Genomic DNA, 22,481 nt, shown 5'->3' on the forward strand with positions numbered 1-22,481 from the left:
GCCCGGCAGGGCATCCGAGGAAAAGGGACGGACGACGATGGAGGATCTCTTCGCAAGGCTGCGCGGCGGTGCCGGTCACCCCCGCCTGGACGAGGACCGGCTCCTCGAACTCAAGCCGCGGCCGGAACACCGGCACGACCCCTTCCCGCTGACCGACATCCAGCAGGCGTACCTGATCGGCCGCCACAAGGGGCTGGAACTGGGCGGCATCTCCAGCCAGTACTACCTGGAGTTCGACTGTCCCGCACTCGACCCGGTCCGGCTCGCCGGCGCCCTGCACACCGTGATCACCCGCCACGAGGCCCTGCGCACGGTGGCCGGGACCGACCAGACCCAGCGCGTCGTCCCCGCGGCCGAGGTGGAGCCGTACGACCTCCAGGTCACGGACCTGCGCGGGCGGTCCGAGGCGGAGAGGTCGGCCGCCCTGGAGCAGCTGCGCTCCGAACTGACCGGCCTGCTCATGCCCCTGGACCGGGCCCCGCTCCTCGACGTCCGCGCCACCCGGCTCGACGAGGACCGGATGCGCCTCCACGTCACCGCGGACCTGCTCTTCCTCGACATGCGCGGCCTCCACCGCCTCATGGACGAGTGGCGCCGATGTTACGACGACCCGGCGTGGCGGCCCGAACCGCCGGAGGTCTCGTTCCGCGACTACGTCCTCGCCCGGGAGGAGCTGCGCGGCGACGCCCTGGGGCGGGAGTCCGCCGCCTACTGGGCGGACCGCCTGGCCGACCTCCCGGGCGCGCCCGAACTCCCGCTGGCCGCCGCGCCGGAGCAGCTCGGCACCCCCGGCTTCGTACGGCACCGGGCGCAGCTCGCCCCCGCGCGCTGGGCGGCGCTCCGGGCGGCGGCCGAGCGGCACGGCCTGACGGCGTCCGGCGTGCTGCTCGCCGCCTACGCGGAGGTGCTGCGCACCTGGTCGCGGCGGCAGGAGTTCACCCTGACCGTCACCCAGTTCCACCGGCTCGGCCTGCACCCGCGGATCGAGGACGTCGTCGGGAACTTCCTCGACCCGAGCCTCCTGGCCGTCGGGGGCCGCCCCGAGGAGAGCTTCGTCCGGCGCGCCCGCGACCTGGAGCAGCGGCTCCTGGAGGACCTGGCGCACCCGCACGGCGGGATCCGGGTGCTGCGCGACCTGGCCCGCCGCCGGGACGACGGCCGGGCGTCGCTGCCCGTGGTCTTCTCCAGCACGCTCGGAGCCGGCGGCAGCGGCGCGCCCGGCGCCGGACGCCTGGAGTCCTTCGGGCCGCTGGTCCACGACCACAGCCGTACGCCGCAGGTGTGGCTGGAGAACCAGATCCTGGAGCTCGACGGCCGGCTCTCGGTCAACTGGAACGCCGTCGAGGGCCTGTTCCCGGCCGGCACCCTGGAGGCCATGTTCGCGGCGTACACCACGCTGCTCGACCGCCTGACCGACGAGCCGGACCTCTGGGACGCCACCCGCGGCGTCGTGCCGCTGCCGGCCGCGCAGGCCGCGGAGCGCGACCGGGCCAACGCCACCGCCCAGGACATCCCCGCCGCACTGCTCCACGAGCTGGTCGCCGAGTCGGCCCGCCGCAGCCCCGACGCGCCCGCGGTGATCACGCCCGGTGCGGAGACCACGTACCGGCAGCTCACCGAGTCCGCCCACCGGATCGCGCACCGGCTGCTCCGCTCCCCGGGCGCCGCGCCGAACGAGATCGTCGCCGTGTCGATGCGGCCCGGCGCCGCGCAGTACGCCGCGCTGCTCGGCGTCCTGCACACCGGCGCCGCCTACGTCGCCATCGACCCCGAACTGCCCGAGGAGCGGCGCCTGCGGCTGCTCGACCGCTGCTCGGTGCGGGCCGTCGTGACCGACCCCGAGCTGCGCGCGTCGCTCGCCTGGCCGGACGGCGTGACCGTGCTGACCCCCGAGGACCCGGAGACGCTGGCCTGCCCGGAGTGGGCGCCCGGCACCCGGCAGGGGCCCGACGACCTCGCGTACGTCATCTTCACCTCGGGTTCCACCGGCGAGCCCAAGGGCGTGATGATCACCCACCGGAGCGCCGCCAACACCGTCCAGGACATCAACCGGCGCTTCGACGTCGGCCCCGACGACCGCACGATGGCGCTCGCGCCGGCCGGCTTCGACCTGTCCGTGTACGACCTGTTCGGCGTCCTCGGGGCCGGCGGGACCGTCGTCGTGCCCGACCCGGCGCGCGGCAACGACCTGGCGCACTGGTCCCAGCTCGTCGGCCGGTACGGGGTGACCATCTGGAACAGCGTGCCGGCGCCCATGCGGATGTGGATCGACGCCCTCGGCGAGGGCGCGGTGCCGCGCGGCTGCCGGCTCCGCCTCGCGCTGCTCAGCGGCGACTGGATCCCGGTCGACCTGCCGGCCCGCATCCGCGAGAAGCTCCCCGCGATGCGGGTGATCAGCCTCGGCGGCGCCACGGAGGGCTCGATCTGGTCGATCCACCACCCCGTCGAGACCGTCCGCCCGGAGTGGTCGAGCATCCCGTACGGCAAGCCGCTCGCCAACCAGACGATGCACGTCCTCAACCAGTGGCAGGAGCCGTCCCCCGTCGGCGTCACCGGCGAGATCCACATCGGCGGCACCGGCGTGGCCCAGGGCTACCTCGGGGACCCCGGGCGGACCGCCGAACGCTTCCCGGTCCACCCGGTCACCGGGGAGCGGATCTACCGGACCGGCGACCTCGGCCGCTACCTGCCCGGCGGCGACATCGAGATCCTCGGCCGCGAGGACTTCCAGGTGAAGATCAACGGCTACCGCGTCGAACTCGGCGAGATCGAGGCCGCGCTGCTGCGCCGGCCCGACGTGCGGACCGCCCTGGTCACCGCGCCCGCCCACGCCCGTACCGGGCAGCGGCAGATCGCGGCGTACGTGGTGCCCGAGGCGGGCGCGGCACCCGACCCGGTCGAGCTGCGCGAGGCGCTGGCCGCGGTCCTGCCCGGCTACATGGTGCCCAGCCGCTTCCTCACGCTGGAGACCCTGCCGCTGACCACCAACGGCAAGATCGACCACAAGGCGCTGCCGACGCCGTGGAACGACGACACCGAGGCCGCCGGCGGCCGGGTCGCCCCGCGCAGCCGGATCGAGGAACGCCTCTTCGCGCTCTGGTCCCAGCAGCTCGGGCACGAGGACTTCGGCGTCGAGGAGGGCTTCTTCGACATCGGCGGCGACTCCCTGCACGCGGTCGGACTGCTCACGGTGCTCCGCGCGGAGTTCGGCATCGAGGCCGACATGGAGCAGGAGATGGTCGAGGGCCTCTTCATGAACGCCTCGATCTCGTCCTTCGCCGAACTGATCGCCCCTGCGGCGGAGTCGGCCCGACCCGCCTCGGCCGCGCCGTCCTCTCCGTCCGCGCCGTCCACTCCGTCCGCTCCGTCCGCTCCGTCCACTCCGTCCACTCCGTCCACTCCGTCCACGCAGGCTCCGGCGACCGAGGAGTCCGCCGTATGACCACGACCCCGGCGGCCGCCCCGGACACCGCCGTCGCCGAGTGGGACCACGTCGTCGTCGGCGGCGGCTCGGCCGGGGCGCTCGTCGCCGCCCGGCTCGCCGCCCGCGACTCCGGCACCGTCCTGCTCCTGGAGGCCGGCCCCGACCAGCCGGTCCCCCGCGACCGCGCCCACCCGCTCGCCGACGCCGGCCGGCTGGTCCTCGCCGGGTTCAACTGGGACTACCGGGCCAACCTCCGCAGCAGCGGACGCCTGGAGGACCTCCTCAAGGGCGGCGACGGAACCGCGCACCCGGCCCGCGCGCTCTGGGAGCGCTTCCCCTACCAGCTCGGCAAGGTCGTGGGCGGCGGCTCCGCCGTCAACGGGGCGATCGCCCTGCGCGGCCTGCCCCGCGACTTCGCCGACTGGGCGGCGCAGGGCAACCCCGACTGGTCCTGGGAGCGGGTGCTGCCCTTCTATCGGGCCATCGAGAACGACGCCGACCACCCCGGCTCCGCGGCGCACGGCGACGGCGGGCCGCTCCCGATCCGGCGGACCCCGCGCGAACGGGTCCACCCGCTGGACGCCGCCTTCTGGGAGGAGTGCGGCCGCCGGGGCGTGGCGGACCTCCCCGACCTCAACTCCGGGGAGGAGGCCGGGGTCGGCCCGATCCCCGGCAACACCGTCGACGGGGAACGGATCGACGCCGCCACCGCCTTCCTCTCCGGCGTCCGCGAACTGCCCCGGCTCCACGTACGCCCCGGGGTACGGGTCACCCGGGTGCTGTTCGACCCGCGGGACCGCACCCGCGCCGTCGGCGTGGAGACCGAACGGGACGGACGGCTCGACACCCTCCGCGCCCGGAACGTGATCCTCGCCGCCGGAGCCGTCGGCACCCCCGCGATCCTCCAGCGCTCCGGCGTCGGCGACCCGGCCCTGCTCGGGGCCCTCGGCATCGACCCGGTGGCCGACCTGCCCGGGGTGGGCCGCGACCTCGTCGACCACCCGTCCGTCGTCATCTGGTCCCGGCCGGCCGACGGCGTGTGCACCCCCGGACTGCCGTGGCGCCAGGTGGCGGCCCGGATGAGCAGCGGCTTCGACGAGGACGTCGACATCCAGATGGGGCTCCTCAACAACGTGGAGAGCCACACCATCCCCGGCTTCGTCGACCGGCTGGGCTGGCCCCTGGTCGTCGGCATGTCGGTGATGCTGCTGCGCCCCCGCTCCCGCGGCCGGGTCTTCCTCGACAGCGCGGACCCGCTGGCCGCGCCCGTGATCGAACTCGGCCTCGGCACCGACCCCGAGGACGTCGAGCGCCTCTGCCACGGGGTCCGCAGGGCGTGGGGCTTCCTGCGCTCCCCCGGTCTGTCGGCCCGGTTGACGCGGACGCAGTTCTGGAGCGACCGGATGGTCGCCAACGACGGCGTGCTGCGCAGCGGGGTCCGGCACATCATGAACCCCGGCTGGCACGCCGCCGGTTCGTGCCGGATGGGCCCGGACTCCGATCCGTACGCCGTCGCCGACCAGGAGGGCCGGGTGCACGGCACCCGCGGACTGCGGATCGTCGACGCCTCGCTCTTCCCGACGATCCCCAGCGCCCCCACCAACCTGACCACCCTGATGCTGGCCGAGAAGCTGGCCCTGAGCATGGAGGAATGACCGTGCACCCTGTCACGAGACCTCCGGTGCGGCTCTACTGCTTCCCGCACGCGGGCGCGACCTCGCAGGTCTACCGCGGCTGGCAGCCGCTGGGCGAGCCCCGGCTGCGGATCCGGGGCGTGGACGCCCCCGGCCGCGGCGCGCGCCGCCAGGAGCGCAAGGCGGTCAACTACCACGGTCTGGTACGGGCCATGGCCGAGCAGGTGGCGGCCGACCTGCTGGCCGAGCGCGAGCGGTCCCCCGGGCTGCGCTGGGCGACCTTCGGGCACAGCTTCGGGGCCACCATGAGCCTCGCGGTGGCCGAGCACGTCGCCCGGCAGACCGGGGTGAAGCCGGTCCGGTCGGTGCTGTCGGGGGCGGTCCCGCCCGCCCTCCAGCGGCCCGGGGCGCTGCTCGCCGCCGTCCCCGACGAGGAGCTCCTCGCCCGCACCGCCGCCGACGGCGGGACCCCGCCGGCGGTCCTCGCCGAACCGACGATGAGCCGGATCCTGCTGCGGATGCTCCGCGAGGACGACTGCGTGCGCGCGGAGTTCGCCCGGGAGGCGGCGGGCCTGCGGGTGGACTTCCCGCTCACCCTGATCGCCGCGCGGGAGGACGTCCACGCCCCGCCGGAGCGGGTCTGGCCCTGGGACGCGCACAGCTCCGCGCCGGTCCGCCGGGTGGAGATCGAGGGCGGCCACTTCGCGGCCGTCCGGCACCCCGCGGAGACGCTGACGATCATCACCGACGACACCGGCCCCGGGGAGGACTGAGCCGTGACACAGCACCGAGGCAGCCGCCCGCCGATCCGGTACGAGCCGGAGCACGAGCAGTTCCGGGAGACCTGCCGGGAGTTCCTCGCCCGGGAGGTCCTCCCGCACCACGCCCGCTGGGAGCGGGACGGCATCGTCGACCGCGAGGTGTGGCGGGCGGCGGGCCGGGCCGGGCTCCTCGGCATCGGCGTCGACCCGGCGTACGGCGGGGGCGGCGAGCCGGACTACCGCTACCCGGCGGTGTTCCAGCGGGAGATCATGTGGGCCCGGGCCACCGCGCCCGGCTTCGTCGCGCACAACGACGTCATCGCCACGTACCTCGCGGAGCGGACCACCGAGGACCAGCGCAAGCGCTGGCTGCCCGGCCTGTGCGCGGGCGAACTGATCGCGGCCATCGCGATGAGCGAGCCGGACGCCGGCTCCAACGTCGCCGACATCCGTACGACCGCCGTCCGCGACGGGGACTCGTACGTCCTCAACGGGCAGAAGACCTTCATCACCAACGGCGAGAACGCCGACGTGGTCGTCGTCGCCGTGAAGACGGACCCCGACCGCGGGGCCCAGGGCATCAGCCTCCTGGTGGTGGAGCGCGGCACGCCCGGCCTGACCCGCGGACGCCGCATGGAGAAGCTGGGCTGGCACGCCAGCGACACCTGCGAGCTGTTCTTCGACGACTGCCGGGTACCGGCCGAGAACCTGATCGGCAGGGAGAACGCCGGCCTGGCCTACATGATGGCCGGACTGCCCCGGGAGCGGCTGAGCATCGCGACCGTGGCGGTGGGGGCGGCGGAGCGGATGCTCGCCGACACCCTGGAGTACGCGAAGACCCGCGAGGCCTTCGGCCGGCCGATCGGCGGCTTCCAGCACAACCGCTTCCAACTGGCCACCATGGACACCGAACTGACCGTCGCGCAGGTGTTCCTCGACCACTGCGTCACCGAGCTGAACGGCGGCCGCCTGTCGGTGACGGACGCCGCCAAGGTCAAGTGGTGGACGACCGAGCTCCAGGTGGACATCGCCAACCGCTGCCTCCAGATCCACGGCGGCTACGGCTACCTCAAGGAGAGCGCGATCTCCCGCGAGTGGGCCAACAGCCGCGTGCAGACCATCTACGGCGGGACGACGGAGGTGATGAAGGAGCTGATCGGCCGTTCGATGGGCCTCTGACGCGGGCCGCCCCCGAAGACCGCCCCGCCCGGCGCGCGCCCACCCCCGACGCGCGCCGGGCGGGGCGTCGGGCGTGCCTGACGAGTACGGCCGGGGGGGAGGAGGGGGACGTCCGAAAACAGCACCTCTCTTTGCAAATTCCGGGACGACTGCATGTAATGACGGCGTGGAGCAGCCCTCGTCCATCGCCCAGGCCCTGTCCGCCGTCGGTCCCCGACTGAAGCGATTGCGCACCGCCCGCGGCGTGACGCTCGCCGCCCTGTCGGAGGTGACCGGCATCTCCAAGAGCACCCTCTCCCGCCTGGAGGCAGGCCAGCGCCGCCCCAGCCTGGAGCTGCTGCTGCCCATCGCCCAGGCCCACCAGGTCCCGATCGACGAACTGGTCGGCGCGCCCGACGTGGGCGACCCCAGGGTGCGCCTGAAGCCGCACGCGGTGAACGGCAACACGGTGCTGCCGCTGACCCGGCAGCCGGGCCCGCTGCAGAGCTACAAGATGGTCCTCCCGGCGAGCCGCGACACCCCGGAGCTGTGCACCCACGAGGGATACGAGTGGCTGTACGTGCTCTCCGGACGGCTCCGGCTCGTTCTGGCCGACCACGACATCGTCCTGGACCCGGGCGAGGTGGCCGAGTTCGACACCCGGCTGCCGCACTGGTTCGGCAGCACGGGGCAGGGCTCGGTCGAAGTCCTGAGCCTCTTCGGCCGCCAGGGCGAGCGCATGCACATCCGCGCGAGGCCGACAGGCCGGACGCCCGCCTCCGGCGACTGAGCCGGAGACGGGCGTGAGGGGGGAGGCGGCGCCAGGGGGTGTCCTGTCGATCAGGGCGAGCCCGGCCTGATCGGCAAGCCACCCGCCGGGTCCAACGCCGTTGCAGCGGCCCGGAGTCAGGCCGCGGGCACGGGTTCCGACTCCCCGGCGGCGGCCCGGTGGGCGGCCAGGTCGCGCGCGATCTCCTCGTCCACCAGGTCGTGGTTGAGCGCGAAGGCGGCAGCCGCTCCCATGCCGGCCGCGGTGACGGCCTGGGCGCGCGAGTCCACCACGTTGCCGACGGCCCAGAGACCGGGGCGGCTGGTGCGCCCGGCGCGGTCGGTGACCAGCCAGCCCTGCTCGTCGCGCTCGCAGCCGAGCCCGTCGAAGGCGGAGTCGTTCGGGGTCATCTTCGGGAAGAGGAAGACACCGGCGCAGTCGACGGTGCGCCCGTCGGCGAGCTCGACGGCGTGCAGCCGCCCGTCCTTGCTGAGCAGGTTGGTCACGGACTCCTCGACCACCCGGACCCCGCGGGCGTCCATGAGCTCCCGCTCGTCCTCGCTGAGCGGGCGGTCGTGGGAGACGTACACGACGTCGTGGGACCACTGCCGCAGCAGCAGCGCCTGCCCGGCCGACGCCGGGTGGACACCGAGCACGACGATCTTCTCGTCCCGCACCTCGTAGCCGTGGCAGTAGGGGCAGAAGTGCACGTCGCCGCCCCAGAGCCCGCGGACGCCGGGGATCTCGGGCAGCTGGTCGCGCAGTCCGGTGGCCAGCACGACGTGCCGCGCGTCGAGCGACGCGCCCCCGTCGAGCCGCACCACGAAGCCCCCCTCGTCGCGGGGCTCCACCTGGTCGACCCGCCCCTCGATCCGCACGGCCCCGTAGCGCGCGATCTCCGCGCGCCCGGTCTCCAGCACGCTCAGCGGGGACACTCCGTCACGGGAGAGGAAGCTGTGCATATGGGCCGAGGGAGCGTTGCGCGGCTCCCCGGCATCGACGACGGCGACACTGCGCCGCGCCCGGGCGAGCACGAGCGCGGCATTGAGCCCACCCGCCCCGCCGCCTATGACGATCACGTCGTACGAGGTCCGGACCCTGTTCTCCATGTGTGCGCCGGTCATGGCGATCACCTCCACGGCCAGGGTGCGGCCCCCCGGAAACGGGAACAATCTTTGTTGCCGTTTCCGGGACGGGGGCGGGGCGCCGCTACCCGACCGCGGTGACGGAAAACCACCTGGTGCATCTGCCCACGTCATGCGGGGGCGTGAACTGCGAGAACGTGCGCCTGGCAGTTTCCAGCGGAATCGACCGGACTTCGACACATCACTCAACAACGCCCACATCGCCCTCTATGATGCTCATCCGATGAGTGCAACGGGGGCACGATGACGACGCAATCATCATCTGATATCAGCACAGTCGACGAGCGCGAACGGGTACTCGACGCCGTATTGGGGCCGGCCAGCGAGGCCTACTACGCCGAGCGCGTCCGGTCGGGCAGCGGAGCGCGCGCCAGGGCCCAGGCGGCCCAGTCCACCGTCACGCTGTTCGCGGGCGGCATCGTGGCGGCACTGACATTCACACAGTTGGCCAACCGAGCGTTGACCACACAGCTGGCCGGCGTCGGTGCGGTGACCTTGTGGCTGCTCGCCGCCGTCCTCTATCTGCGCGCGGTGGCACAGCCGGTCGGGCCCCTTGCGGGGCCCAGCCATGCGAGGGATCGCCTGGACCTGCTCAACGCCGTGCTGAAGAGGGCCGACGACGAAGCCGCGCAGGTCGACAGGCGGCAGAAGCACGCGAACCGCGTAGTCGTGGGGGCCTTGATCGTCAGCGTGCTCACCGTCGGCCTCGCGGCCGTCGGGGGCCCGAAGGAGGAGAAGGCCTCCGGTGCGGTCGTCGTCTCGCCCGCCTACACGAAGAACATCAACAAGGTGTGCACCGTCAAGGACGCCCGAATAACCGGCAGAATCGACAAGGCTTCGCTCGGCACTCCCTTCGTCAGCATCACGGTGGCTTCGAAGGAATGCGGCAACGGGGCGGACAAGAAGATCGAGCTGGTGATTCCCAAGTCAGCCATCCAAGCGATCGCCATGGAAGGGGAGTGACCACGGTATGAGCGAGGTCTTCCATCTCCTGTTCTTCACTCCGCTCGTCCAACCCGAAACCGCCCTCGGGGTGCTGCGGTCGGTGTATGCCAAGGGCGATCGAATAGACGGCGTCTTCGTCCTGGGCTCCAACACCGGAGAATCACAACGAACCGGATCTTGCCCTACCGACGACTTCATCGAGACGGTGATGCTGGAATGCCTGGAGGGCGGCGCGGAGCAGCTGCCTCCGGTGACGAGCGTCCCGGTGCGGCACGACATCCGCAAGCTCGGGCCCGGCCACGGAATGCTCGCCAAGGCACTCACACGCTATTGGGGCGACACCGAGGGCGGGTTATGGCGGGGTGAAGAGCAGGACATCGTCGAGGCACTTCGCGACATCCCCTTCGCGGACTTCGTCGCACGGTCCGAGAAGCACACAGGCTTTCCTCAGTGGCACTCGGGCGTCCTGGCGGGCGAGGGATCCGTAAGACTCGAAACGAGTACAGGCACCTTCGGCATCGTCGTCGCGAACACCGTCTTCCGGATGGCGGCGTCCGACAGCACCGCAGAACTGGCCACCTGCACCTTGGGGCAGTTGGACGGCGCTGTCGGCGGGGACTACCTGGAGTGGGCCAACGCGAACGACCTCACCCTCATGGTGGCGGGTCACTCCGCCTCGGTCCCGGCACCCCTCACACCCTTGTTGCCGAAGACCGTGCTGCTCGCTCTCGACGGCGACTCCGCCCGATCCGGGTCACATGCCCGGTGGCTGGTCACTCCTCAGGGCACGACGCGTCAGCACAGGCTTCTGCGCGTGGAGATCACACCCGCAGGGCTGGTGAAGGTCCGCGATCTCGCGGCGCCGCCTGCCGAACAGCCGGTCAATCTGCCGAGCCGGAGGCGGGTCGGGAACCGCGTCGGGGCGACGCGCTCCGCCACACCGGAGAACTACGACGAGCAGACCGCCGTGGACGAGTTCTACCAGCAGATCGGCACCGGCCGAATGATCCTGGTAGCCGTCTCGGGCGTCCACGGCAAGAGCAGCCCCGTCGACGCCGACGAGCTCACCCGGCAACTGACCCAGGCGGTGTACGGCGTGATACCGGACCCGGCGCCCACCACAGCCGAGATCTGGACCACCGCGCTCACCGAACTGGGCTCTCGGGCCGTCGACCAGCACGTCGCGGCACTACGCGTCACCGAGCCCGAGGCCGCGGCATCCGTACGTCGTGTCCTGCAGGCCCCCTGGTGGCGCATCTACGACTTCACGGCGACGGACGTCTTCTCCTCCCTCGCCGAGATCGACCCGCGGACAGCGGAGACCAACACGTTCGTCAACGCACTGGTGCGAAAGCCCGCGGCCGGCAACGCCACGGTCGAGGCCGTGGCCATGCACGGCAACCCCACCGGCCCCGAAGCTCTCGACTTCACCATCCCCGCCGATGACGATCTCTCGCCCCGCGCCCTGTGGTTCCGGAAGCTGAAGGCCGAGCTGCTGACCCACCCCATTGTCTTCATGGCCGCCTCCCCCAGCAGCCGGTCGCTGTGGAACGCGCTGGCCCTGACCCAGTCGCAGCCCGAGGCGGAGCACTTTCCCCGGTTCCTCATCACCGGACCGGGTACCGCCGCAGACCGCGCTCGGATCCGGCAGGCCGGCCTGACGCACATCCAGGTGTCTCCGGATGACTTCGCTGTGCGGCGGCTACGGCCGGGGCTGGAGATCCTCCAGCAGGGCAGGAGACGACTGGCCGATATTCGTGTCGGTGCACGACGTGGCTCCGGCATCAAGCTGGTCTCGTCCCTCGTCGACAACGCGCCAGAGGGCAGCGTGGAGTTCCTGAAGGGCCAGGACCCGACGTGGGGCGATGTCAAGGACGGCTTCGCTGTGAAGCTCTCCATCACCGACCGCATCCGCACCAGTGCGCGACCCGCTGCGGACGGAAGGCACAAGATCGTCCTGGTGGAGGGTCGAGCCGGGTCCGGCAAGACCACGGCCATCATGCAGTACGCGTACGAACTGCATCAGGCGGGACGGACCGTCGCGTGGATCGACCGGGAGGCGACCGACCCGCTGCCGAACCTGAAGGCCCAAGCCCTCAGCATGTCGGCGGACTCGATCTTCGTGGACGATGTCGACATCTTCGGAAGCCTGGGCGCATCCCTGCTCAGAGAGCTCAGCAACGGGGGCAAGAAGCTGGTCGTCGCGGCCATCCGCACCACCCGATCCGACGAACTGGACGTCACCTTCCAGTCCCGGCGGGTCTCAGCGGACGATCCGCTGATGGACGAGGACCTGGGGCACATCGTCGACGTGCTGCACGCACACGGCCTTCCGGGGATTCTCAAGCGGCAGCGACTCCGCCCCGAGAAGATCCACAAGTTGCGGGAGCTGTGCGACCGCAGTCTGCTCGTGGCCATGATCCAGGTGGTCACCGGTAAGCGCTTCGAGGAGAAGATCGCCAGTGAGTACCACGAACTGGATCCCGAGCAAGTCGCGGTCTACGCAACCGTGTGCGTCTTCGAATCCGCCATCGTCTTCAAGAAGCGTGGCATCGAGCAGGTGGACCTGCTTCAGATCGTCTCCGGACGGGGCGCCCCCAAACCGTCGTTGAACCGGGCGATCAACCGGCTCGTGGACAGGCGCTTCCTCACCCTCGCCCCGGACGGAACCGTGCGCTGCCGGCAGCGCACCATCGCGGACACCGTGGTCGAGACGGTCCTCAAGAAGAACGCGATCCAACTGGCCGGGGTCATCGAGTACCTGCTGAGGTTCTACGCGCAGTACGCAGCCGACAGCCGCGACAACGACGACCCCTACCGCAGGATCCTGATCCGGCTGCTCAACCATTCCCTCATGGTGTCGCTCCGGCTCCAGCCCACACAGGTCCGAAACATCTACGACACCGTGCACGAACTGCTCCAGGACAACTTCCACTACTGGTTGCAGCGTGGGGAGTACGAGCTCGAACGGGGTGATCTCGGGATCGCCGAGAACCACCTGGAAACCGCTCAGGGGTGCGAAGGAGGAGCGACCGATCACTTCGTTCTCACCGCGTGGAGTGCGATACGACTGCGCCGGTCGACGGAGAGCCCTGCCGACGGCAGCCTTCGCGACCGTGCGTTCGAGGCCATCGGCGTGCTGGAGGATGTCACTCGGCGTCACGGCGGGGCATCGCCTCACTCCTTCTCGGTGGTCGCACGACGGGGAACCGAGTGGGTGGAGGCATGCGAGGTCTCTCTGTCCGTGGGGCAGGTCGACGACACCCTCCGCCGGATCCTCTCGGTCGTCGAAGCCGGCCGCAGGTTCTGCAAGGACAACCATGAGTTCATGCGCATCGCCGACGAGTTCGAGCCGAAGGTCAACCGACTGTTGGAACGCAGCAAGGGCGTCCCGCTCTAGCACCGGCCGGCGGCACCAGGATGCCACCGGGGCTCGCCTTGCTCCGAGGGGCAAGGCGGCCCATCCGCCTGGAACGCCTCACCGCCGCTCGAGAAGCCGTCCTCGTGCCAGACGGTCGGGAACCGATTCCCTGCGGTACCTCACGGCCTCGCATGGCCGGTCGTCGACCATCCCGGCTCGCCGGGCCTTCCCCGAAAGATGCCTCATGACCAAGCCCGCGACGGTGAACCTGACGAAGGCCTCGCCGACGGTCTCTCTCGACAAACACGGCGTGACCTCGGGAACGATCAGGGTCAACCTCAACTGGACCTCGCCACAGGCCGCCGCTCAGAGGGCGGCCGGAGAGCCCCGCGGCCTGTTCGGACGGATCAGGGCGTCGTTGCGCTCGGCTGCCGCCCGGAAGGTGGACCTCGACCTCGGCTGCATGATCCGCTGCACCGACGGCTCCAAGACCGTGGTCCAGGCCCTGGGCAACGCCTTCGGCGCGGTGGACCGGTTTCCCTACGTCGCGCTCGACGCGGACGATCGGACCGGGGCCAGGGAGACGGGAGAGAACCTCGTCATCAACCTGGACCACCGGGCCGAGTTTCAGAAACTCCTGCTCTTCGTCTACATCTACGAGGGGACGGGCGACTTCCGCGGCCTCGACGCGGTGGTGACGCTGACCTCCGACCGCGGCGACCGCTTCCGGGTGGTACTGGACGAATGCCCGCCGCAGGCACACGCGTGCGCCATCGCCCTCGTCAAGCGACAGAAGGGCGAGCTCGTCGTGGGACGCGAAGTCCGCTGGTTCACACCTGCGGACGGCCCCGGGGTCCAGGACGTGATCTCCCGCGCGTACCGGCTCGGCATGAAATGGACCCCCGGCCGGAAGTGACGCGGCGGGGCGGCAGCCGTGCGGCTGCCGCCCCGCCCCGGGTACGGTCGTTCGGCGCGTCTCAGAATCCGCGCGGGCCGCCGTAGTAGCCGCCGACCTGTTCGTGGTACTCGGCGTTGCCGAGGTGCTTGTCCTTGTCGAACTCCGGAGCGTCCTTGATCTGGTCCTTCGTGCGGTCCACGAAGATCCTCCGGTCCTCGGCGTCGACGTGGCTGACCGTGCCGGCGGGCAGGAGGACCTCCTTGCCGAAGATCCACGGGCCGGTGTCGACCACGATGTAGGCGGAGCCCACCTCGTCGGAGTGCTTGTCGACCCTGCCGATGCTGCCGTCGGTCGCCTCGACCTTGTAGCCGGTCAGGTCGCCACCGGCCGGACGGCCGGACGTCTCGCGGTAGCCCCATACGTTCTCAGTCATGGTGGAAATCCTCTCCGGTAAACGGAAGAACAGCCGGGAAGGAAAGTCCTCGACCGGTCTCTCCTCAGCGCACGCTGCCAGTGAAAGAAACTGTCTTCCTGCTCGAAATCCGATTGCCCCGCATCAACGCGACTACACGTCCGGGATTCCCCTCCGCGCCGGGACGGCCGCCGATCTTTGGAGGTGAGCAGTTCCCTGCTGCGTCACGGCCGCCGCCCCGACCCGCCTCCGGTTACCCGCTTCATCCGATTTCAACCGGAAGCGGAAAACCAATCATCCGCGGCCGCACATGACGGTGGCCTCCCACCCCGGTGAGGGGTGGGAGGCCACCGTCATGTTCAGACCGCCCCAGGACTGCTCCGGGGCCGGTCGGCTACCAGCGGTACCAGCGGCCGCTACCGCCCTTGGGTCGCGCGACGAATCCGATCAGCCACAGGACCAGCACGGCGATCGCGATCCACCACAGAGCCTTCAGCGCGAAACCGGCGCCGAAGAGGATCAGGATGAGCAGAAGAACAAGAAGCAGGGGAACCATGATTATCAACCTCCGCAACGAAATGTGCCCGACATCCTTCCGGCCATGCGTGCGAAACTTACCTGTTTCTTATTCGAACGGGCGGGCATACGATCCCGCTCGCCACCCGGTCACACCGCCTTCGACAATGCCGGCGAAGTATTCGTGTTTACGGCCGGAGTTCGCGAGCAGGAGGTGGTCACGACCAATCCGGTACAGCAACGAGGAGGTCCCGATGTCGGGCACGGAGAAGACCAAGGCGCACGCCGAGCAGGCCAAGGGCAAGGTCAAGGAGACCGTCGGCCGCGCCGTCGGCAACGAGCGGATGACCGCCGAGGGCCACGCCGACCAGGCCAAGGGCAACGCCCGCGAGGCGAAGGAGAACATGAAGGACAACCTCCGCCACTAGGCCCCGGCACCAGACCCCCCGGGCCCGGCACCACGCCGCCCGCACTGGACCCCGCACCCGCTCGATCGGGTACGGGGTCCAGCCGCGTCTCCGGGTCCGCGGCACGCGGACAGCTGGGGGGTGCCTCATCGGAAGATCTGGAACGAACTCGCACAAACATCCAGGGCTTCCACCGTTTGAACGCTGCCCTGGCGGCGGCGAACACCGCCTGCATCGCCTTCGCGCTGTCCACCTGTCACCCCGGGGGCGCGGCCAGGTGCGCCTGGCGGCGAATCCAGTCGACGGCGTCGCCGGCGACGTGGGCCCCTCGCTCGGCGGCCGTGGCCCAGGACTCCAGCGTGCCCGCCACGGTCTGAGCACGCAGGAACTCTCTCGGCGGAAACGCTGAAGGGCCGGCCCTCGCTTTCTGCATGAGGTCTGGTGCCGTGCACAGTGAACGGCCCCAGGCTTCACCAGTAGCGCTCAAGCACCCCCCGCCGCTGCAGCTCCTGCACGTGTTCCGCCGCTCGCGCGGGGGCGGAGCCGCCAGTGATGAGCGCGCCTGCCTCTATGTTGCGGTCGACTCCCGAGAGGGTGAAGTTCGCGCTCGTCGTCAGGAGCGTGCGCCGGTCGGCCACCGCCAGTTTCGCGTGGGTTTTGGCACCCTTCTCGGTTCTGCGGCCTGTGGGCCAGTGCCAGAGGCGGATACCGGTCACCTCGGCGAATGCCGTTGCGGGCTCCGCTCCGGTGAGAGCGTTGCCCGCGCCCTGCAGGGTCTCGACGACGACGTCGACGACTACACCGCGGGCGATCGCGGCCCGAAGGGCTTCTTCCAGCGGTGCGTAGCGTCTTGCCGAGTAGGTCATCAGGGTCAGCTCGGCCCTCGCCTCCGTGACGAGCTGGAGCAGCACCCGGGCTGTCGATCTCACCGGGACGCGGTGGGTGGACGGTCCGCTCCACACCAGTGCGACGTCCTGTTCCAGTGCTCTGAGTTCGTATCCGGCGGCGAGACCGTGCAGGTACGCCGCTGCCTCCTGCGGTGACGCCCCGTCCGTCATCGCGGCGTCCAGGACCACGGCCGCTGCCTCCATGTAGTCCGTCGAGGCACGGGCCGTCAGCAGCTCTGCCCGTGGGCGGCCCGATGCCATGGCGTCGGCCAGCGTCCTGAGTGCTTCGGCGCCTATCGCAGCCAGAGCTTGCGAGGCTGCCAGGTGCAAGGTCGTCGGATTCATTTGAGGCTCTGGAGCAGAACGAGTTCCGGGTCGTCGATGGGGACGACGAATCGACGGTCCAGAAAACGGTTGCCTCGTTCACATGTCGTTTCGGAGACGAAGAGGCAGACATGGCAGGCCGCGCCGTGCAGGAAGTCCTCGTGCGGCGGGCGGGGCAGCCGGTCCGCGCAGAGGGGGTCGGAGGAGCAGCGCTGGGCGTCCCTGAGCGCGCGCTGGACGATCCGTACGAACTTCTCCGGCTCGGCGAGCGACACCAGGCCGCCCAGGGTTCCCTCCGCGTCAGGAACCGCCGTGTAGATGAGGATGCCGGTACGCCGGTCGTCCTCGCGGCCGGCGTAGATGCGTTCGGACAGGCTCGCCGAGGAGTAGCCGCATTCCAGGGAGATCGCACGGATCAACAGGTGCGACAAGGTGTGCAGGGCGATGTAGCGGGCCCCGGGCCAACCGCGCAGGGGGTCGTCGGCATCCTGCACCCGACCGGAGTACCGATTGCGGCGGAACTCGACGTAGGCGTCGCGATGCGCTGCGAGAGCGGCGGATCCCGCGACGCGCTGCTCCCAGTCGGCGACCAGGGAGTCCTCGACCCGAAGGAAGATCCCCTCGCCCCGTACCTCGCTCGCCGGCACCCACGAGGGAACCCGGGCACGGGACAGCGGGGCACGGGCCACGAGGGTCGGATCCTCGGGATCCGGCGCGTCGAGGCGGGTGAACCCTATGAGCGCGCGCACCTCTCTCAGCCGCTCCGCCTGGACCACGTGGGAGAACACTCCGCTCAGGGCCGGAGGGACGGGGACGTCATGAAGCGCGAAGTCCTCGGTAGGTTCAGGCACCTGCGGGCTGGTGAAAATCTCCCACTCGGGAGTCAGCAGGTCGGGGTACGCGGGAGGTTGCGCGGCCGGCGTGTCCTGGGCCCCCGAGCGCTGTGCCTCGATCGCCTCCCATACCTCGGGCTGGCTCCACTGGTGCAGAGGGCGGAACTGCTGGAGTCCCCAGAAGGCATTGAGGATCTCGGGGGAGGTTGCTGCCTGGAGGTCCCCCCACAGCTGCTCGACCTTGCCCTGAAGGGCGCTGCCGCTCGTCGGCGGGACGGCGAGCACACTGAGCGTCTGCGCGAACCACTGGTTGGAGGCACCGATGACCAGCGGCTTGGGAGGCTGAAGGCAGCCGTGGGGGGCGAACGCCGCCAGGTGGGGGTGTCGGCCGCGGCAGCGCGGCAGCGTGGACTCGCCGCGCTGGCCCATGGCGTCGCGGATGTTGCGGTCCTTGCCGCAGTTCACACACCGCACCTTGACGTTGGCGGCCTGATTGCCGCCGTGGTCGAGCATCTCCAGACGGGGATGGCTCGCCTTGTCGCACTCGCCTCCCCGGTGCACGAACCAGGTGTAGGGAAAGTCGTCCAGGTGACCGTCGGAGCAGGTCAGGACGAAGCGAGCGGCGACCGCGAGCGGACGCTTGCCCTTGCGCTTGGCCGTGCAGTTCTCGTGGAAGAAGCGGGCGTGGTCGGGACGGCGCGGCTTGGCGTTCTCGAACTTGAAGATCTTCGAGTCGAGTCCGCCGAGCGCATTGCAGGCGGTGCAGCGGAGCCACTGCGGGAACGGGAGAACGGGCACTCCCACGCGGGCGGCGGGACCGCTGGGGTCGGAGTCGGTTCCGTCCGTCCAAGGGGCCGGCCGTAGCTGGGTGACCTGCGGTCCGTTCTGGTCGCCGAGGAGTCCGTTGACCGCCCGCAGCAGCCGGGGCTCCTTGAGGTCCGTCCATTCGAAGGAGTCGTAGTTCCAGTCGTCGATCCCCCGGACGAGCACGGCGAAGTTGGGCAGGTCGACGAGCGCGCCGACGCCGCCGGTGTACATCAGGTGGCTGGGGCGCACCGAGCCGACACGTCGGCGGTACTGGGGCTGCTCCGTCATGCCTGGGCCTTCTTCCCGTGCTGCCCGGCGGCTCCGGATCGGGTGTCCAGTACCGCGCCGGTCTCGTCTCCTTCGGGCGATTCCTCGTCCCCGGCGGCGTCCGGTCCGCCCGAGCCGGAGGAGCTCCAGTCCGGGGCTCCGCCGACCACGTCGAACAGACCGCTGCCCGGCAGCAGCAGATTGATCTCGTGCTCCGTCTCACGCATCGACTGGGCGACCGTGAGCTCGTCCCAGCCGGCGCCCGTCGCCCGGTTGAGCAGTCCGCTGAGCTGCTGCCCCTGCCACTTGGCCTCTTCGTAGCCGAGACGGGCGCTGCCCTGCTTCTTGCGTGCCCAGGCGTCCTTGAGCACCTCGATGCGTTCGGCAAGGTAGCCCCGGGCGCGCGGGCCGCCCACGACGTCGGCCCGGGCCAGGAAGCGCTCGGTGACACTCTGTGCGAGTGCGCCGTCCAGGTCGACGTCGTACGCGTCCTGGTTGCGGGAATGGGGGGCGGTCGCGTTGCGCACGGCGGCGATCCAGGCGGCCGCGGTCGTGCGGTCCAGCGAGCGGCGCGCGAACGGGGTGACGGAGAGGGCCTCGACCTGTCGGTAGAAGGTGGCGTGGTAGTGGCCGAAGTTCTCGAAGTGCGCCAGGTCCCGTGGCCGGGTCCAGTTGTAGAGCGTGACGACGAGTCCGGGGCGCTTGGCGTCACGGCCCACACGCGAGGACGCCTGGATGTACTCGGCGGTGTTCTTGGGCTGGCCCACCACCAGCATCAGGCCGAAGCGGGACACGTCCACTCCGACCTGGAGCATGGAGGTGGCGAGCACCGCGTCCACGGCCCCGGCCCCCTCGTTGCGGAGGCCCAGCTTCGAGACGTCCAGACGCTGTTTGTGCTGCGCCGCCGCCTTCAGTTCCTCGACGACAGCCTGGCGGCGGATCGTCGTGTCCATCTCTTCGTCGAAACCGATCTCCAGCCGGGCCAGCACCTCCGTGATGTCGCCCGAGGAGATACGGGAGGTGAGCTCCTGGACGGAGAGCATCTCGGTCCGGCGGAGCAGGCGGTTCGAGAGGCCCTTGCGGGTGCCGTGGACACGCACGCGCGTGGAGATGTCGTCGTCCAGGAAGCGCCGCATACCGGCCAGTTCACGGGTGGCGTTGAAGTAGCCGACGAGCGTCATGTAGGGGTCGGCGACGGCTCCGTGCTCGTCGAACAGGGTCTGGCCCGCCAGCAGGAGGATCTCCGCCACCCTGATCTCGGCCTGCTTCATCCTTACGCCGTGGGCGCAGATGCCGAGGTAGCGACGGCCGGGAGCCTTCTCCGAGAGCTCGACCTGCTGCGAGAAGAACGTGTCACCGATGTCGATGACCTGGGGCGGGAAGATCGCCGACTTCCGCGCGAACACGCCTGTGATCTGCTCCGCCGCACGCTTGGTGGTCGCCGTGGATGCGACGATCTTGGGCCCGACGAGCCGGAGGCCGCCGTCCGGGGCGGGCGCGCGCCAGGTGCACAGCTCGTCGACCGCCGCCTCGAAGAGCCCGACCGTCGTGCCCAGCGCGCCCGAGATCAGGTGGAGTTCGTCCTGGATGATCAGGTCCGGCGGGCGCAGCCGGATCACCTCCGTGCTCTTGACGGCCTCCAGCTTGCCCTTGGCGTGGTGCCGTTCGCCGCACTTCGTGCGGGCGTCGAGATCGGCGTGCCGGTAGCCGTGGCGCGGGCAGAGGTCGGTGACCCTGCCGAAGAGCATGCCCGCCGCCCCACGCCACGGCAGCTGGGCGAGCTTGTCCACGGTGGCGATCAGCAGGCTGGGCGCCAACCGGTAGATCTCCTCGTCCACGGTGAGAATCGGCAGGCCCTCGCGGGGCGAGCGGCGCTTCGAGAAGGGGCAGGCGCCCTTGCCCTCGCCGTTGGCGCAGTAGAGGAGGACCCGGCGCAGGTCGTCGTCGGGGTGCAGGTCGTCCTGGGCGCTCAGGGCCGTACCGCACCACGGACAGGCGAGGGTCTGGAGCACCTTGGCGCCCCGCCCGCTGCCCGCCTGCTTCGCCTCGGCGATCTGCTGGGCGGCTTCCTCGTAGCGGTTCGGTGAGACCGCTCCGCCGACCCACAGCCCGATGCGGAAGGGGGTGGCGCCCCACCGGTAGTCGCCCCCGTCGTACGCCTCGCGGCGCAGCACCTCGGCGGCGCAGACCAGCGCGGCGGCGCGCTGGAACTGCTGGGCGGTGAGCAGGCGCAGGGTGTACCGCATCAGCACGGCCACGCCCGCGTCGCCGCTGCGGGCGTCCTCACCGGTACCGATGGTGCCCTGGAGTCTCCGGATGGCGAAGGTGAAGGCGGCGAGTCCCAGGTACGCCTCGGTCTTGCCACCGCCGGTCGGGAAGAACAGGAGGTCGACCAGGGCCGCGGGGGAGGCTTCCCGCTCCGCCGAGGTGGGATTGGCGAGTGCCCTCAGGTTGAGCAGGAAGAACGCCAGCTGGAACGGGCGCCAGGACGCGCCTTCCGGCCCCTGCTCCGCGACCCGCTCGCGGGCCGCCTCGAAGCCGAGGCCCTCCCGTTCGCGGAGGGCGGCGATGGCCGTGTGGCGCCGCTGCAGTGCCATGGCCCGGTTGGCGAAGCGGAACGCCTCCAGGACGTCCGGACGCCCGGGGTGCGACAGCAGGTCCACGCCGAGCGCGATGCGGACGGACGAGTCCCGGGCCTGTCGCACGGCGTTCAGGGCGCTGTCCCGGAGGGATCCGGGCAGCTGCTCGGCCTCGGACTCGCGCTCGTCGAGCCACGCGCTGTAGCCGTCGGCGAGCGGGGCGAGAGCCTCTCGCAGTGCCGCGGGAGGCAGTTGGGCGAGCTCGTCCATGGAGAGCTCGAGACCGTTCAGATGTGCCCCCTGTCGCCCGGTCGGAGCGATCGTGGCCGGTACGTCGTGCGCGGGAAGCCAGGTCGTGGTGAGCGCGCGGGCACGGCGGCTGCCGTCCTCGCGTACGACGTCCACGGCGACGTTGCGGCCCGCCGCGTGCTTCAGGCGGTCACGGTAGAGGAGTGTGAGGTGCTGCTCCTCGGGGTCGTCGAGCCCCCAGCCGTCCTCGCCCTGCGCCGCCTCGTCGAGAGGGTCGGAGATCGGCAGGAAGACGGCGGAGCCCCCGTCCATGGCCGTGACGTGCAGCTCCGTCTGGAACAGCCAGGCGGTGTCCTTGGCCGCCGAGGGCTCTTCCTGGGCGTTGACCAGGGCGAGCTCCACGACGCGGGTGGGGCCGGCAGGTCCGGGGCGGTGCCGGACCTCGGCGAGCAGACGCACTCCAGGCGCCTCCGGATCCTCGGAGGTCAGCGACAGCACCTGCCGGGCCCGGCCGTCGAGCCGGACCTCACGGGTCTCCTCGACCTGCTCCCGGGTCCACGTCGACCGCGCGACGCCCTCGTCGTTCATCACCTGGGAACGGTGGTAGCGGCCCCATCGGGCCCTGACGGAGATCGCGTCCACGCCCTCGTCCGCCGGTACAGCGCACATGAGGCCCATCGAGGAGGCCCACATGCGCCCGGCGTTCTGCGTGGTGAGCCGTTCGGGAAGCCCCTGGTCGGTGCCGTCCCCTTCGCCGTCGGAGTCGTCCAGCGTCTGGGTGTCGGCGGCCGTGGGCGAGGTGGTCAACGCCCGCTTGGGGCCGATCAACCCCACCAGGTAGCGGTCCCTCGGACCGGCGGCCCGGTAGTCGAACTCCTCGTCGGAGCCGCCCCAGGGTCCCAGCAGGTCACGGCTGATGAGTTCGCCCAGCTCCTCCCTGACCTGGTAGGACGTGGCGGGACCGAACGACTGCGACACCTCGCGGACCCGCTGGAGAAGGTCTTGCTCCAGCGATCCGGTCGACACGTCGGCGTTCTTGGTCGGCGGCATCCGCGGCGTCCCCTTTCTCGTCCCTCGTACGTGGCCCGTGCGGGTCGTTCGGTTG

The 22,481-nt window shown here is 70.9% G+C and carries 15 protein-coding genes; 9 read left to right on the forward strand and 6 right to left on the reverse strand.

Annotated features, from left to right (window positions below):
• The first annotated feature begins 37 nt into the window (after positions 1-37).
• From ACY0MR_RS09495 to ACY0MR_RS09515, 5 genes are all read left to right on the forward strand, one after another.
• Positions 38-3,442, forward strand: coding sequence for a non-ribosomal peptide synthetase (locus ACY0MR_RS09495; RefSeq protein WP_473560260.1), 3,405 nt, complete (start codon positions 38-40; stop codon positions 3,440-3,442).
• Complete coding sequence (locus ACY0MR_RS09500) at positions 3,439-5,079, forward strand: GMC family oxidoreductase (protein WP_473560262.1); 1,641 nt, start codon at positions 3,439-3,441, stop codon at positions 5,077-5,079. The genes ACY0MR_RS09495 and ACY0MR_RS09500 overlap by 4 nt, the downstream gene beginning before the upstream one ends.
• Entirely contained in the window at positions 5,076-5,831 is a 756-nt protein-coding gene (locus ACY0MR_RS09505; protein ID WP_473560264.1) for a thioesterase II family protein, read from the forward strand. The genes ACY0MR_RS09500 and ACY0MR_RS09505 overlap by 4 nt, the downstream gene beginning before the upstream one ends.
• A gap of 3 nt (positions 5,832-5,834) precedes the next feature.
• Entirely contained in the window at positions 5,835-6,998 is a 1,164-nt protein-coding gene (locus ACY0MR_RS09510; protein WP_388803260.1) for an acyl-CoA dehydrogenase family protein, read from the forward strand.
• A gap of 166 nt (positions 6,999-7,164) precedes the next feature.
• Positions 7,165-7,767, forward strand: a complete 603-nt coding sequence (locus ACY0MR_RS09515; RefSeq protein WP_055603314.1) for a helix-turn-helix domain-containing protein — start codon at positions 7,165-7,167, stop codon at positions 7,765-7,767.
• A gap of 116 nt (positions 7,768-7,883) precedes the next feature.
• Here ACY0MR_RS09515 and ACY0MR_RS09520 read toward each other — a convergent pair whose 3' ends face one another.
• Positions 7,884-8,870: an NAD(P)/FAD-dependent oxidoreductase gene (locus ACY0MR_RS09520; protein WP_388803263.1), complete on the reverse strand. Its 987-nt coding sequence runs from the start codon at positions 8,868-8,870 to the stop codon at positions 7,884-7,886.
• 264 nt (positions 8,871-9,134) lie between these two features.
• Here ACY0MR_RS09520 and ACY0MR_RS09525 point away from each other — a divergent pair, with 264 nt between their 5' ends.
• The 3 genes from ACY0MR_RS09525 (at position 9,135) to ACY0MR_RS09535 (ending at position 14,113) form a co-directional block, all read left to right on the forward strand.
• Positions 9,135-9,854 (forward strand): hypothetical protein, encoded by a 720-nt coding sequence (locus ACY0MR_RS09525; RefSeq protein ID WP_404081966.1) that lies wholly within the window; start codon positions 9,135-9,137, stop codon positions 9,852-9,854.
• Between the two features lie 7 nt (positions 9,855-9,861).
• Entirely contained in the window at positions 9,862-13,236 is a 3,375-nt protein-coding gene (locus ACY0MR_RS09530) for a P-loop NTPase (RefSeq protein ID WP_473560267.1), read from the forward strand.
• Positions 13,237-13,441: 205 nt separating this feature from the next.
• Positions 13,442-14,113 carry a hypothetical protein gene (locus tag ACY0MR_RS09535; protein WP_388803272.1) on the forward strand — a complete coding sequence of 224 codons (672 nt, stop codon included), beginning with the start codon at positions 13,442-13,444 and terminating at the stop codon, positions 14,111-14,113.
• Positions 14,114-14,174: 61 nt separating this feature from the next.
• Here the strand turns inward: ACY0MR_RS09535 and ACY0MR_RS09540 are convergent, their stop codons facing one another.
• Positions 14,175-14,528, reverse strand: a complete 354-nt coding sequence (locus ACY0MR_RS09540; protein ID WP_473560269.1) for a PRC-barrel domain-containing protein — start codon at positions 14,526-14,528, stop codon at positions 14,175-14,177.
• 373 nt (positions 14,529-14,901) lie between these two features.
• Positions 14,902-15,063, reverse strand: a complete 162-nt coding sequence (locus ACY0MR_RS09545) for a hydrophobic protein (protein ID WP_361849612.1) — start codon at positions 15,061-15,063, stop codon at positions 14,902-14,904.
• Positions 15,064-15,277: 214 nt separating this feature from the next.
• Between ACY0MR_RS09545 and ACY0MR_RS09550 the strand changes: the two genes are divergently transcribed.
• Positions 15,278-15,451, forward strand: a complete 174-nt coding sequence (locus ACY0MR_RS09550) for a CsbD family protein (RefSeq protein ID WP_361849610.1) — start codon at positions 15,278-15,280, stop codon at positions 15,449-15,451.
• Positions 15,452-15,900: 449 nt separating this feature from the next.
• Here the strand turns inward: ACY0MR_RS09550 and drmC are convergent, their stop codons facing one another.
• The 3 genes from drmC to drmA are packed head-to-tail and all read right to left on the reverse strand — an operon-like array spanning position 15,901 to position 22,426.
• Positions 15,901-16,662 carry a DISARM system phospholipase D-like protein DrmC gene (gene drmC / locus ACY0MR_RS09555; RefSeq protein WP_473560272.1) on the reverse strand — a complete coding sequence of 254 codons (762 nt, stop codon included), beginning with the start codon at positions 16,660-16,662 and terminating at the stop codon, positions 15,901-15,903.
• Positions 16,659-18,569, reverse strand: coding sequence for a DrmB family protein (gene drmB / locus ACY0MR_RS09560; protein WP_473560274.1), 1,911 nt, complete (start codon positions 18,567-18,569; stop codon positions 16,659-16,661). The genes drmC and drmB overlap by 4 nt, the downstream gene beginning before the upstream one ends.
• Positions 18,566-22,426 (reverse strand): DISARM system helicase DrmA, encoded by a 3,861-nt coding sequence (gene drmA / locus ACY0MR_RS09565; protein WP_473560276.1) that lies wholly within the window; start codon positions 22,424-22,426, stop codon positions 18,566-18,568. Before drmA ends, drmB begins: the two co-directional genes overlap by 4 nt.
• Positions 22,427-22,481 lie beyond the last annotated feature (55 nt).

This window comes from Streptomyces sp. JN8 (assembly GCF_055808075.1).